General features: G+C 72.9%; 10 protein-coding genes and 1 pseudogene. 8 read left to right on the top strand and 3 right to left on the bottom strand.

Annotation, left to right across the window (positions count from 1 at the left end):
- Positions 1-66: 66 nt before the first annotated feature.
- Together meaB and ACGF3A_RS05645 are read right to left on the bottom strand one after the other, a co-directional pair.
- Entirely contained in the window at positions 67-1,050 is a 984-nt protein-coding gene (meaB, locus tag ACGF3A_RS05650) for a methylmalonyl Co-A mutase-associated GTPase MeaB (RefSeq protein ID WP_393726063.1), read from the bottom strand.
- Between the two features lie 48 nt (positions 1,051-1,098).
- Positions 1,099-2,304, bottom strand: coding sequence for an acetyl-CoA C-acetyltransferase (locus tag ACGF3A_RS05645; RefSeq protein WP_393726060.1), 1,206 nt, complete (start codon positions 2,302-2,304; stop codon positions 1,099-1,101).
- Positions 2,305-2,443: 139 nt separating this feature from the next.
- On the opposite strand from ACGF3A_RS05645, the gene mce reads away from it, so the two are divergent.
- The 7 genes and pseudogenes from mce (at position 2,444) to ACGF3A_RS05610 (ending at position 11,773) form a co-directional block, all read left to right on the top strand.
- Positions 2,444-2,902 carry a methylmalonyl-CoA epimerase gene (gene mce / locus ACGF3A_RS05640; protein ID WP_393726059.1) on the top strand — a complete coding sequence of 153 codons (459 nt, stop codon included), beginning with the start codon at positions 2,444-2,446 and terminating at the stop codon, positions 2,900-2,902.
- Positions 2,903-3,100: 198 nt separating this feature from the next.
- Positions 3,101-6,487: a polarized growth protein Scy gene (scy, locus tag ACGF3A_RS05635; RefSeq protein ID WP_393726057.1), complete on the top strand. Its 3,387-nt coding sequence runs from the start codon at positions 3,101-3,103 to the stop codon at positions 6,485-6,487.
- A gap of 124 nt (positions 6,488-6,611) precedes the next feature.
- The gene (locus tag ACGF3A_RS05630; RefSeq protein ID WP_393726055.1) at positions 6,612-7,568 is read left to right on the top strand and encodes a cellulose-binding protein; all 957 of its coding nucleotides are present in this window, start codon (positions 6,612-6,614) and stop codon (positions 7,566-7,568) included.
- A gap of 151 nt (positions 7,569-7,719) precedes the next feature.
- The gene (locus tag ACGF3A_RS05625) at positions 7,720-8,706 is read left to right on the top strand and encodes an ABC transporter ATP-binding protein (RefSeq protein ID WP_393726053.1); all 987 of its coding nucleotides are present in this window, start codon (positions 7,720-7,722) and stop codon (positions 8,704-8,706) included.
- Between the two features lie 2 nt (positions 8,707-8,708).
- The gene (locus tag ACGF3A_RS05620) at positions 8,709-9,479 is read left to right on the top strand and encodes an ABC transporter permease subunit (RefSeq protein ID WP_393726051.1); all 771 of its coding nucleotides are present in this window, start codon (positions 8,709-8,711) and stop codon (positions 9,477-9,479) included.
- A gap of 80 nt (positions 9,480-9,559) precedes the next feature.
- Positions 9,560-10,820: pseudogene (locus ACGF3A_RS05615) on the top strand (ABC transporter ATP-binding protein).
- Complete coding sequence (locus tag ACGF3A_RS05610; RefSeq protein WP_393726049.1) at positions 10,817-11,773, top strand: ABC transporter permease; 957 nt, start codon at positions 10,817-10,819, stop codon at positions 11,771-11,773. The pseudogene ACGF3A_RS05615 and the gene ACGF3A_RS05610 overlap by 4 nt, the downstream one beginning before the upstream one ends.
- Positions 11,774-11,854: 81 nt before the next feature.
- Here the strand turns inward: ACGF3A_RS05610 and ACGF3A_RS05605 are convergent, their stop codons facing one another.
- The gene (locus ACGF3A_RS05605) at positions 11,855-12,217 is read right to left on the bottom strand and encodes an ATP/GTP-binding protein (protein WP_393726048.1); all 363 of its coding nucleotides are present in this window, start codon (positions 12,215-12,217) and stop codon (positions 11,855-11,857) included.
- Positions 12,218-12,451: 234 nt separating this feature from the next.
- On the opposite strand from ACGF3A_RS05605, the gene ACGF3A_RS05600 reads away from it, so the two are divergent.
- Entirely contained in the window at positions 12,452-13,507 is a 1,056-nt protein-coding gene (locus ACGF3A_RS05600) for an LLM class flavin-dependent oxidoreductase (RefSeq protein WP_393726046.1), read from the top strand.
- The last annotated feature ends 182 nt before the right edge of the window (positions 13,508-13,689 follow it).

The following is a 13,689-nucleotide window of genomic DNA, read 5'->3' as shown; positions in this document are numbered from 1 at the left end:
CCGGCCCGCCTGACGCGAGACCCCGCTGCCCTGCCCCACTCCCCCGGGGGCAGGGCAGGGGCGCGTTCAGACCCCGGTGTTCTCGCCGGGCTCCTCGCCGGTGACGCCCGCGACCAGCTCGTCCGCCGCCGCGTACGGGTCCAGGGAGCCGGTGACGACCCGCTCGGCGAGCGCGTCCAGGCGCTTGCCGCCCCGCAGCTCGCCCATCCGCTCACGGAGCGCGGTGACGGCGATCGTCTCGATCTCGCGCGCGGCGCGCGCGGCCCGGCGCTCGCCCAGCACCCCGCGCTCCTCCATCCAGCCCCGGTGCTTCTCCAGGGCCTCCACGACCTCGTCGACGCCCTCGCCCCGCGCGGCGACGGTCTTGACGACCGGCGGGCGCCAGTCCCCGGGCTTACGGGCCTCGCCCAGGCCCAGCATGTGGTTCAGCTCCCGTACGGTCGCGTCGGCGCCGTCCCGGTCCGCCTTGTTCACGACGTAGACGTCGCCGATCTCCAGGATCCCGGCCTTCGCGGCCTGGATCCCGTCGCCCATCCCCGGCGCGAGCAGCACCACGCTGGTGTCGGCCTGCGCGGCGATCTCGACCTCGGACTGCCCGACGCCGACGGTCTCGACCAGGATCACGTCGCAGCCCGCGGCGTCCAGCACCCGGATCGCCTGGGGCGCGGCCCACGCCAGGCCGCCCAGATGGCCGCGGGTGGCCATCGAACGGATGTAGACCCCCGGATCGGACGCGTGTTCACCCATCCGCACCCGGTCACCGAGCAGCGCGCCGCCGGAGAACGGCGAGGAGGGGTCCACGGCGAGGATCCCCACCCGCTTCCCCTGCTGGCGGTACGCGGTGACCAGGGCGGAGGTCGACGTGGACTTGCCCACGCCGGGCGAGCCGGTGAGCCCGACGACGTACGCGTTCCCGCAGCGGGGCGCGAGGGCGGCCATGACCTCCCGCAACTGCGGCGAGGCCCCCTCCACGAGGGAGATGAGGCGCGCGACGGCCCGCGGCCTGCCCTCTCGCGCCCGGGCGACGAGATCTGCGACGTCAACGGCCATCTCTGCTCCGGCTCCTGTTCTTCCGCTGCTGGCTGTCCTCGGGTATTTCTACGGCACGCGGACGATCAGGGCATCGCCCTGGCCGCCGCCCCCGCACAGCGCCGCGGCGCCCACGCCGCCGCCCCGCCGCTTCAGCTCCAGCGCCAGGTGGAGGACGAGCCGGGCCCCGGACATGCCGATGGGGTGCCCGAGCGCGATGGCCCCGCCGTTGACATTCACCTTTTCGGGGGTGATTCCGAGGTCCTTCATCGACTGGTGCGCGACCGCGGCGAACGCCTCGTTGATCTCGATCAGATCGAGGTCCTCGACGGCGACGCCCTCCTTCTTCAGGGCGTGCTGGATCGCGTTGGAGGGCTGCGACTGGAGGGAGTTGTCCGGCCCCGCCACGTTCCCGTGGGCGCCGATCTCGGCGATCCACTCCAGGCCCAGCTCCTCGGCGCGGGCCTTGCTCATCACGACGACGGCGGCGGCGCCGTCGGAGATCTGCGAGGCCGAACCCGCCGTGATGGTCCCGTCCTTGGCGAACGCGGGACGCAGCTTGCCCAGCGACTCCGCCGTGGTGTCGCCGCGGATCCCCTCGTCCTGCGAGAAGAGCACCGGGTCGCCCTTGCGCTGCGGGATCTCCACGGGCGTGATCTCGGCCTCGAAGAGCCCGGCGCGCTGCGCCGCGGCGGCGCGCTGGTGGGAGCGGGCCGCGATCTCGTCCTGCTCGGCGCGGCCGATGCCCAGCTTGGTGTTGTGCTTCTCCGTGGAGGCGCCCATGGGGATCTCCTCCCACGGGTCCGTGAGCCCGTCGTGCGCCATCGCGTCGAGCATCTCGACGGCGCCGTACTTGTAGCCCTCACGGGACTTGGGGAGCAGGTGCGGGGCGTTCGTCATCGACTCCTGGCCGCCCGCGACGATGATGTCGAACTCACCGGCGCGCACGAGCTGGTCGGCGAGCGCGATGGCGTCGAGGCCGGAGAGGCAGACCTTGTTGACGGTGAGCGCGGGGACGTTCATCGGGATGCCCGCCTTGACGGCGGCCTGTCGGGCCGGGATCTGCCCTGTCCCGGCCGTGAGCACCTGCCCCATGATCACGTATTCGACCTGGTCCCCGCCGATGCCGGCGCGGTCCAGCGCGGCCTTGATGGCGAAGCCGCCCAAGTCCGCCCCGGAGAAGGACTTCAGGGAGCCGAGCAGCCGCCCCATGGGCGTGCGGGCCCCGGCGACGATCACAGAGGTGGTACTGGAGGATCCAGTCGTGCCAGTCATGAGGTGAGAGCCCCTTCCGGCGGGAAGTTAACGAGGGTTACCGTCAATGTACTGAGCGGTACCTCTCGCGGTCACCGGTACGTGGGTGTGACCGTGCGCACGTTGCGTAACCGCGCTCACAGGCGCTGCACTGTTCCCCATGCTGACGCGTATCGACCACATCGGGATCGCCTGCAATGACCTCGAAGCCACCGTCGACTTCTACTCTCGCACCTACGGTTTCCAGGTGTTCCACACCGAGGTCAACCAGGAGCAGGGCGTCCGGGAGGCCATGCTGAGGATCAACGGCACCGACGACGGCGGGGCCTCCTACATCCAGCTCCTGGAGCCGATCCGCGAGGATTCCGCGGTCGCCAAGTGGCTCGCCAAGAACGGCGAGGGCGTCCACCACATCGCCTTCGGCACGGCCGACGTGGACGGCGATTCCGAGTCGATCCGCGACAAGGGCGTCCGCGTCCTCTACGACGAGCCCCGCCACGGCTCGATGGATTCGAGGATCACCTTCTTGCACCCGAAGGACTGTCACGGCGTGCTCACAGAACTGGTGACGGCGGCGGGGGTTTCAAAGGAGAGCCCTTCCGCACCAACGGACCGCTGACGTCCGCTTCCGCGCCCGGTAGAGTGGCCCTTCGGCCGGGGCGGGCCGTCCGTGCCTGCACGGGGGCTCCGGGCTGGGGGCTCGGTCCACGTTCCGCCGATGATCTGACACCATTTCCGGGAGACACCATGAGCATGGAGTCCGCGGAGAGGCTTCAGATCACCTCCACGACGACCAGGGGACGGATGGGACCGCGCAGTGCGGGGCTACGACCGCTACGAGGCTGACGATCACCTCTCGCAGTTCGAGGCCGAGATGGATCGGCTCAAGAAGGAGCGGGAGAAGGCCGTCGAGCACGCCGACGACCTCGGCTATCAGGTCGAAGTGCTGCGCGCCAAGCTGCACGAGGCGCGTCGCGCCCTTGCCACGCGCCCAGCCGGTTACGACAACCTGTCGCACCAGGCCGAGCAGTTGCTGCGCAACGCGCAGCTGCAGGCCGACCAGATGCGCGCCGACGCCGAGCGCGAGCTGCGTGACGCCCGCGCCCAGACCCAGCGGCTCCTCCAGGAGCAGGCCGAGCAGCAGTCCCGGCTGGAGTCCGAGCTGCACGCCGAGGCCGTGCGCCGCCGCCAGCAGCTCGACCAGGAGCTGGCCGAGCGCCGCACCACGGTCGAGAACCACGTCAACGAGAACGTGGCCTGGGCCGAGCAGCTCCGCACCCGTACCGAGCAGCAGGCCCGCCGTCTCATGGAGGAGACCCGGACCGAGGCCGAGCAGTCCCTCGCCCAGGCCCGTACGGAGGCCCAGCGGCTCACCGAGGAGTCCCGGCAGCGCCTGAGCACCGAGGCGGAGACCGCGCGCACCGAGGCCGAGGCCATCCTGCGCCGGGCCCGCGCCGACGCGGAGCGGCTGCTGAACGCGGCCTCGACCCAGGCCCAGGAGGCCACCGACCACGCCGAGCAGCTCCGCACCTCCACGGCCACCGAGTCCGAGTCGAACCGCCGCGAGGCGGCCGACCTGGTCCGCAAGGCCGAGGAGCGGATGCAGGAGGCCGAGACGGCGCTGCGCGAGGCCCGTACGGAGGCCGACCGCAAGCTCGCCGACGCCGAGGAGGCCGCGCTCAAGCGCCTCGCGGACACGGACTCGGAGAACGAGCAGCGGACGCGTACGGCGAAGGACCAGGTCGCCCGGCTGGTCAGCGAGGCCACGAAGGACTCGGAGACGGTCAAGGCCGAGGCCGAGCAGATCCGCGAGGACGCCCGCGCCGAGGCGGAGCGGCTGGTCTCGGAGGCCCGCGAGGAGGCCCGCTCCACCACGGCGGAGGAGTCGGCGAACCAGCTCGCGGAGGCCGCCCGTACCGCCGAGGACGTGCTGAACAAGGCGTCCGAGGAGGCCAAGGCCACCACCAGGGCCGCCACCGAGGAGGCCGAGCGGCTGCGCCGGGAGGCCGAGGAGGAGGCCGACCGGCTCCGCGCCGAGGCCCACGACACGGCGGAGCACCTCAAGGGCGCGGCCAAGGACGACACCAAGGAGTACCGCGCCAAGACGGTCGAGCTCCAGGAGGAGGCGCGGCGGCTGCGCGGCGAGGCCGAATCGCTGCGGGCCGAGGCCGTCGAGGAGGGCGAGCGCATCCGCGGCGAGGCCCGCCGCGAGGCCGTCCAGCAGATCGAGGAGGCCGCGACCCGCGCCGAGGAGCTGCTGGGCAAGGCGAAGGAGGACGCGGAGGACACCCGTAACGACGCGGCGACGGAGAGCGAGCGGGTCCGTACCGAGGCGATCGAGCGCGCCACGACGCTCCGCAAGCAGGCCGAGGAGGCCCTGGAGCGGGCCCGCGGCGAGGCCGAGGAGCTGCGTGCCGGGGCCGAGGAGCAGGCCGAGCAGACCCGTACCGAGGCCGAGGAGGCCGGGCAGCGGATCCGCGAGGAGGCCGAGCAGGCGGCGAAGGACCGCGCGGCCGAGACGAAGGCCGAGCTGAACCGGCTGCGCGAGGACGCCGAGCAGAAGCTGCTCGCGGCCCAGGCCGAGCTGACGGCGGGCCGCGCGGAGGCGGACCGGCTGCGGGACGAGACCCGGGCCGAGACCGACCGGCTGCGCACCGAGGCCGCCGAGCGGGTCCGCTCGCTCCAGCAGCAGGCCGAGGAGGAGTCCGAGCGGCTGCGCACGGAGGCGGCGACGGACGCCTCACAGGCGCGCGCCGAGGGCGAGGCCCTGGCCGTCCAGCTGCGCAGCGAGGCCGCAGCGGAGGCGGAGCGGCTGCGCGAGGAGGCCCAGGCGACGGCCGACCGGGTGCGCGCGGAGGCGGACGCGGCGGCGGAGCGTACGAGCGCGGAGGCGGCCGAGGCGCTGAGCGCGGCCCAGGAGGAGGCCGCGCGGCGGCGGCGCGAGGCCGAGGAGCTGCTGGCCTCGGCCCGCGAGGAGGCGCACCAGGAGCGTACGCAGGCGCGGGAGCAGAGCGAGGAGCTGCTGGCCTCGGCGCGCAAGCGGGTCGAGGACGCGCAGACCGAGGCGGAGCGGCTCACGACGGAGGCCGAGCGGCGCTCGGCGGACCTGGTGGCGGCGGCCGAGGAGACCGCGCAGCAGGTGCGCGACTCGGTGGCGGGGCTGCGCGAGGAGGCCGAGGCGGAGATCGCGGGTCTGCGGTCGGCCGCCGAGCACGCGGCCCAGACGCTGCGCCGGGAGGCACAGGAGGAGACGGACGCGGCCAAGTCGCTGGCCGAGCGCACCGTTTCGGACGCGATGGCCGAGTCGGAGCGGCTGCGTGCCGACGCGGAGCGGATCCGTGACGAGGCGCGCGAGGACGCGGCGCACAAGCGGACGGAGGCGGCCGAGCAGGCCGACCAGCTCCTGGCCCAGGCCCAGGAGGAGGCCGTCCGTACCCAGACGGCGGCCGAGGAGCAGGCCGACTCCATGGTCGGCGCGGCGCGCACCGAGTCCGAGCGGCTGGTGGGCGAGGCGCGCTCCGAGGGCAGGGAGATCGTCGAGAAGGCGCGCTCCGACTCCGACACGATGCTGGAGGAGGCGCGCAGCGACTCCGCGGCGATCCGGGACCGCGCCGAGGAGCTGCGCTCCCGCATCGAGGGCGAGGTCGAGGAGCTGCACGAGCGGGCGCGGCGGGAGGCCGCCGAGGCGATGCAGTCGGCGGGCGAGCGCTGCGACAAGCTGGTGAAGGCCGCGGAGGAGCAGCTCGCCGAAGCGCGGGAGAAGTCGGAGAAGTTGCTCGCGGACGCGAACGCGGAGGCGGGCAAGGTCCGTATCGCCGCGGTCAAGAAGGCCGAGGGGCTGCTCAAGGAGGCCGAGACGAAGAAGGCCGAACTGACCGGCGAGGCCGAGCGGATCCGCGACGAGGCGCAGGAGGAGGCGCGGCGCACGGTGGAGGCCGGGCAGCGCGAACTCGACGTCCTGGAGCGGCGTCAGACGGACATCAACACCGAGATCTCCCGCGTGCAGGACGTGTTGGAGGCGCTGGAGTCCTTCGAGGCACCGGGCTCCGGTTCCGCTTCAGGCTCCGGGGGGTCCACGGGCTCCGGGGCCGGGGGCGGCTCCAGCGGCAAGAAAGGCGGTGCCTCCCCGGGGGCGAACGGCAGTGTGAAGGCGGGCGTTGGCGCAGGTACGAACCGTACGGGTGGCAAGGGCACCGAGGGCTAGCCACTCGAACGAGCGCACATTCTCCAGATCAAACGGGCATAAGCTCGATGACACGCCGCTTCGACCCCTAGGATTCCCTCTATCACTCCCCGTCTGATAACCCGTCTGAATCGACAGGAACCCCATGAGCGACACTTCCTCCCCCTTCGGCTTCGAGCTCGTGCGGCGTGGCTACGACCGCGGGCAGGTGGACGACCGCATCACGAAGCTCGTCGCCGACCGTGACAGCGCACTGGCCCGTATCACCTCTCTGGAAAAGCGCATCGAGGAATTGCACCTCGAAACGCAGAACGCCCAGGCTCAGGTCAATGACGCCGAGCCGTCCTACGCGGGGTTGGGCGCGCGTGTCGAGAAGATCCTCCGCCTCGCCGAGGAGGAGGCGAAGGATCTGCGCGAGGAGGCCCGCCGGGCCGCCGAGCAGCACCGCGAGCTGGCCGAGGGCGCGGCCCAGCAGGTGCGGAACGACGCGGAGGCGTTCGCCGCCGAGCGCAAGTCGAAGGCCGAGGACGAGGGCGCCCGTATCGTCGAGAAGGCCAAGGGCGAGGCCACCGCGCTGCGGACCGAGGCGCAGAAGGACGCCCAGTCCAAGCGCGAGGAGGCCGACTCCCTCTTCGAGGACACCCGGGCCAAGGCGGCGCAGGCGGCCGCCGACTTCGAGACGAACCTCGCGAAGCGCCGCGAGCAGTCCGAGCGCGATCTGGCCTCCCGTCAGGCCAAGGCGGAGAAGCGTCTCGCCGAGATCGAGCACCGGGCCGAGCAGCTGCGCCTGGAGGCCGAGAAGCTGCGGACCGACGCGGAGCGCCGCGCGCGCCAGACCGTCGAGACGGCGCAGCGCCAGGCGGAGGACATCGTCGCCGACGCGAACGCGAAGGCGGACCGGGTGCGCAGCGAGTCGGAGCGCGAGCTGGCGGCGCTGACGAACCGCCGCGACAGCATCAACGCGCAGCTGACCAACGTGCGCGAGATGCTGGCCACCCTCACGGGTGCCGCGGTGGCCGCCGCGGGCCAGCCGGAGGAGGGCGCCACGTCGGAGGACTCTTCCTCCCTGGGCCGGGGTGTCCCGGCGCAGCAGTCCCGCTGAAGGGCTGTCCTGGCGACGACGTACGTGTGAGGGGCCCGGCGAGGGGTTCGCCGGGCCCCTTTCGCGTGCGCCCTCACGCGCCCTCACGCGCCTTCACGCGCGCGGACGCGCTCGAATGGCGAGGTCCCCGGGGCCGTCCTAGCCTCGGCTCATGATCGAGCTGCGGGGTCTCACCAAGCGGTACGGCGAGAAGCTGGCGGTGGACGGGCTGTCCTTCACGGTCAGGCCCGGCATCGTCACCGGCTTCCTCGGCCCGAACGGGGCCGGGAAGTCCACGACGATGCGCATGATCCTGGGCCTGGACGCGCCGACCCGCGGCGACGTCCGTATCGACGGCAAGCACTACGCGCAGCTGCAGGAGCCGCTCAACCACATCGGCGCGCTGCTGGAGGCCAAGGGCGTGCACGGCGGCCGTACGGCGCGGAACCATCTGCTCTGTCTCGCGCAGTCCAACGGCATCCCCGAGCGCCGGGTCGGCGAGGTGCTGGAGATGGTGGGGCTCACGGCCGTCGCGAGGAAGCGGCCGAAGGGCTTCTCGCTCGGCATGGGCCAGCGGCTCGGCATCGCCGCCGCGCTGCTCGGCGACCCGGACATCCTGATGTTCGACGAGCCCGTCAACGGACTCGACCCCGAGGGCATCCACTGGATCCGCACGCTGATGCAGCATCTGGCGTCCGAGGGGCGGACGGTGTTCGTCTCCAGCCACCTCATGAGCGAGATGGCGCTGACCGCCGAGCACCTGGTCGTCATCGGCCAGGGGAAGCTGCTCGCGGACACCTCGATGTCGCGGTTCATCGAGGAGAACTCGCGGACGTACGTACGGATCCGGACGCCGGAGCCGGAGCGGATGCGGGACATGCTCGTCACCGAGGGCTTCCGGCCGTCGCCCGGGGAGGGCGGGGCGCTGGAGGTCGAGGGCGACGACGCGGCCCGTATCGGCGAACTCTCCGCGCGCGAGCGGCTGGTGCTGCACGAGCTGAGCCCGCAGCGGGCCTCGCTGGAGGAGGCGTTCATGCGGCTGACGGCCGAGACCGTGGAGTACCACGCGCACACCGGGCCCGGCGCCGTCGCCGCCGAACCCGCCTCGCGGCCCGCGTGGGGCCAGGACTGGAACGGCGGCAAGGACGGGAAGGGCTGACCATGGCTCACACCTCACGGGTGCTCAGGTCCGAGTGGACGAAGGTCCGCTCCGTACGCTCCACCGTGTGGACGCTGGCCATCGCGGTCGTCGTGACGGTCGGTCTCGGCGCGCTGATCTGCGTGCTGACCAACAACGAGTTCGACGACATGTCGACAAGGGATCAGCTCACCTTCGACCCGACGTACGTGAGCTTCGCGGGCATGGGGCTCGGCCAGCTCGCGATGATCGCCTTCGGGGTGCTGGTGGTCTCGGCCGAGTACAGCACCGGGATGATCCGCAACTCGCTGGGCGCCGTCCCGCAGCGCGGCACGTTCCTGCTGTGCAAGGTGATCGTGGTCGGGCTGCTGGTGCTGGTCGTCGGCATGGTCACCAGCTTCGTGACGTTCTTCCTCGGCCAGTCGCTGCTCGGCGACCACGGGGCCTCGCTGGGCGACGACGGGGTGCTGCGCGCGGTGATCGGCGGCGGGCTCTACATGACGCTGATCGCGCTCTTCTCCGTCGGCATCGCGTTCATCCTGCGCAGCCCGCTGCTGACGTTCGGGATCCTGATGCCCTGGTTCTTCCTCGTCGCCAACATCCTGGGCTCGGTCAGCGCCACGAAGAAGGTCGCCCAGTACCTCCCCGACCAGGCCGGGACGGCCGTGATGTCGGTGGTCCCGGAGACGCTGGACCGCCCGTACGGGCCGTGGGAGGGGCTGCTCATCATGGTGGCGTGGACCGTGGTCGCGCTCGTCGCGGGGTACGTGGTGCTCAAGCGCAGGGACGCGTAGCACGGAACCAAAACCGGTCCCTGTAACCTCCTAGGCCGTGTCGGGGGGCGAGTCAGCCCCGAACTGCGTCCAGGACCATGATGATCGAGGCGTACGGCCTGACGAAGCGCTACGGCGCCAAGACAGCCGTCTACAACCTGTCCTTCCAAGTGCGGCCAGGCGCCGTGACCGGCTTCCTGGGGCCCAACGGCTCCGGCAAGTCGACGACCATGCGGATGATCCTCGGGCTGGACACCCCCTCGTCCGGCCAGGTCACCATCGGCGGGCACGCGTTCAGAGGGCTCCCCAACGCCCCCCCGCCAGGTCGGCGCGCTGCTCGACGCGAAGGCGGTGCACGGCGGCCGCAGCGCCCGCAACCACCTGCTGTCGCTCGCCCAGCTCTCCGGCATCCCGGCCCGCCGGGTCGACGAGGTGCTCGGCGTCGTGGGGCTCCAGAGCGTCGGCAAGAAGCGGTCCAAGGGCTTCTCCCTCGGCATGGGCCAGCGCCTCGGCATCGCCGCCGCGCTGCTCGGCGACCCCGCGGTGCTGCTCTTCGACGAGCCGGTCAACGGCCTCGACCCCGAGGGCATCCTCTGGGTGCGGAACCTGATGAAGCAGCTGGCGTCCGAGGGCCGTACGGTCTTCGTCTCCAGCCACCTCATGAGCGAGATGGCGCAGACCGCCGACCACCTGATCGTCATCGGGCGCGGCCAGCTCATGGCCGACACCTCGGTGAAGGAGTTCATCGCGCAGAACTCGGTCGGCTTCGCGCGCGTCCGTACGCCCGAGGGCGAGCCGGAGCAGCACGAGAAGCTGAGCTCCGCCGTGCAGGAGGCGGGCGGCCAGATCCAGCCCGAGGAGGACGGCGCGCTCCGGATCACCGGGCTGGCGCTGCCGCACATCAGCGACCTCGCGCACAAGGCCGACGTCCGGCTGTGGGAGCTGTCGCCGCACTCGGCCTCGCTGGAAGAGGCGTACATGCGGATGACGCAGGGCTCGGGCGACTACGTCTCGACGGCCGACGCGCGCGCCGGACTCCAGCAGCAGATGCCGGGGACGCACCCGGGGATGCAGGGCGCTCCGGGCATGCAGGGTGCTCCGGGCATGCAGGGCGCGCCCGGCATGATGCCGCAGCAGATGCCGCCCGGCGCGATACCTCCGGGCGTCCAGGGCGGGATGCCGCCGCAGATGGCGCCGCCGCCGGTGCCGCAGGGCGCGCCCGGTGCTCCCGGTGCTCCCGCCGCGCCCGGCCCGAACCCGTACGCGGACGCGCCGCCCTCGGCGCCCCCGCCACAGGCGCCCGCCGCCCCCGCCGCCGCCCCCTCCCCGCAGCCGCAGCACGAAGGCGAGGACGCCCGATGAGCACCCAGCAGTACCCGCCGCAGGACGCCGCTCCCATGGGCGCCCCGGCCGCTCCGCCCGCCCAGGCGCCCGCGGGCGCACCTGGCGCCCCTGGCGTCCCGGGCGCCGGCTACTCCTCGCCGATCCCGGTCACCCGGACGCACATCGGGCACGCCATCGCCTCGGAGTGGACGAAGATCCGCTCGGTCCGCTCCACGATGTGGACGCTGAGCCTGATGTTCGTCCTCACGCTCGGCATCGGCCTCGCCACCGCGGCGGGCCTGAGCACCCAGGACTACACGGGCATGCCGCTGCTCTCCAGCGGCCTCTTCGGGCTGATGCTCGGCCAGCTCTGCGTGATCACGCTCGGGGTGCTGGTGATCACCTCCGAGTACGGCACGGGCATGGTCCGTACGACCCTCACGGCCTGCCCCCAGCGCGGCCGGGTGCTGCTCGCGAAGGCGCTGATCTTCTTCGCCCTCGCCTTCGTGATGACGACGGTGGCCTGCACGCTCACCGCGATGATCAACTCGGCGCTCCTGAGCGACCAGGACGTTCCCTCGTACGCGCGGACCGGGGATCTCGCCGATTCCATCGAAGGAGGGAAGCTCGTCGCCGACGGCGGCGAGTGGCTGGGCGCGACGGTCGGCGCCGGGCTCTACGTGGCGCTGCTCGGGCTGCTCTCCCTCGCGGTCGGCGCGCTGCTGCGGCACTCGGCCGGGGCGATCACCACGATGATGGGCGTCGTGCTGCTGCCGCTGGTGATGGCGCTCTTCATGGTCGGCGAGGCGATGAAGACCGTGCGCGAGAAGCTCATGGAGTACTCCCCGCTGAACGGACTGGCCACGCTCTACCGCATCCCCATGGAGGGCGACCAGGACGCCACGGGCTGGCCGCTGCTGGGGCTGCTCGCGATCGTCACGGCCGTGGCACTCGGCGTCGCGTTCGCACTGCTCAACAAGCGGGACGTCTAACCGCAGCCGGGCCGCAGCGCGGACGGGAGCTCTTCTAGACGCCCGGTCGTGCCACCGTGCGGCACTGGCATGAGCACGCCGTCAGTAGCGCGGCGCATTTCGGGACCGCTGGAGCCTCGCGCTCCGGCGGTCCCGCGCGTTCCAGCACGCCTTGTGCCAGTGGCGTCTGTCGGCCACGTCCCCGCTCTGGGGCCAGGCCACCACGTGCGGGACGCCGGGCGGGATCTCCTGGTCACAGCCCGGACAGCGGTAGTGCTTCGCGGCCGCGCCGCCGCTTATCTGCCGGACCGACCACTCCTCGCCCTGCCAGCTCTCGGTGCGCTCCAGGCCATAGCGCTCCCCCATGTCCCTGCCGTCGTCGTCACGACGGCCCGCGGACGCGGAGCTGGCGGACCTGGCTGACTTGGCGGCACCGCCACGCGGGCGGTTACGACGCGGGGACACAGGGGCACCTCGGATGTCGACGGGGGAGGACGGAATCAAGCCTACGCACGCGTACCGAGGGGGGCCTCGGCTGTCCACAGCAAGCCGCTCATTGCCGTTCATCCGATGAATGACTTGCCGGGCCGTGCCCTTGGCACGTGTCAGGCGTTGTTGCTAGAGAGGACTCCGCCCGTCGGGTCATCTCCGCGCGGGGTCCATGGAGTTCTCGGGGGCGGTCTGAGAGGGCGGTGGACAATGCGAGTTGGAGCTTTTGTCCTGGGCGCGCAGTTCCCGGGCCAGGGGCAGGGGGAGGCGCTGCACCGCGTGGTGCGGTCCGCGGACGCCGCGGAGGAGGCCGGTCTCGACGCCGTCTGGCTGGCCGAGCACCACTTCGTTCCGTACGGGGTATGCCCGTCGGCCGTGACCGTGGCGGCGCTTCTGCTGGGGCGCACACGGCGGATCGGGGTCGGCACGGCCGTCAGCGTGCTCCCCAGCGCGCACCCGGTCGCGCTCGGCGAGCAGACCGCGCTGCTGCATCTGCTCTCCGGCGGCCGGTTCACGCTCGGCGTCGGACGGGGCGGCCCCTGGGTGGACCTGGAGGTCTTCGGCGGCGGCCTGGCGGCGCACGAGAAGGGGTTCCCCGAATCCCTCGACCTGCTGCTGCGGTGGCTGAGCGAGCCCCGCGTCGGCGCGGACGGCGAGCGGTACCGCTTCCGGGAGGTCCCCGTCGTGCCCCGCGCCGACGAGCTGGTCCCCCGCGCCGACGGGGGCCCGCCCTCCGGGGCGCCGCCCCGGGTGGTCGTCGCCTGCACCTCGCCCGGCACGGTCCGGCTCGCCGCCGCGCGCGGCCTGCCGATGCTGCTGGGGATGCACTGCGGGGACGAGGACAAGGCGGAGATGGTCAAGCTCTGGCGCCGCGAGGCGCGGGCCGCCGGGCACGGCCACGACGAGGTCGAGGAGACGGCGGCCGAGCATGTCTCGGCCGGGGTCGCCCAGGTCGGCGACACCCGCTGCGAGGCCACCGAGGCCCTGACGAAGTCGATGCCGGGCTGGCTGCGCGACGGGCTCGGCGCCCATGTCACCGTCGACGGACGCCAGCGCCCGATGCGGGACCCCCTCGGCTACACGGAGCTGCTGTGCGGGCTGCACCCGGTCGGCCCGCCACGGCTGTGCGCCGACCGGCTCGCGCGCACGGCGGAGCGGACCGGCATCGAGCGGTTCGCGCTGCTCGTGGAGGGCACCGGGGACCTGGCCGCCACGGAGCGCAATGTGCAGCGGCTCGGCGGGGAGGTCCTGCCGCTGCTCGTGTGAGAGCGGGCCGCCCGCTCATGGGCCCGCACTCGCACCCGGGCCCCCGCCGGGCCCGGGCGGGGGGGGGGGGGGGGGGGGGGGGGGGCCCCCCCGCCCCCCCCCCCGCCGGCGCGGGGGCGGGGCCGGGGGCGCGCGCGCCCCGCCCCCGCCCCCCCCCCCGCCCCCCCCCCGGGGGGGCGGGC

It is taken from the genome of Streptomyces sp. NPDC048172, from assembly GCF_043202595.1.
Classification (GTDB): Bacteria; Actinomycetota; Actinomycetes; order Streptomycetales; family Streptomycetaceae; genus Streptomyces.
This window is presented reverse-complemented; position numbering and strand designations above follow the sequence as displayed.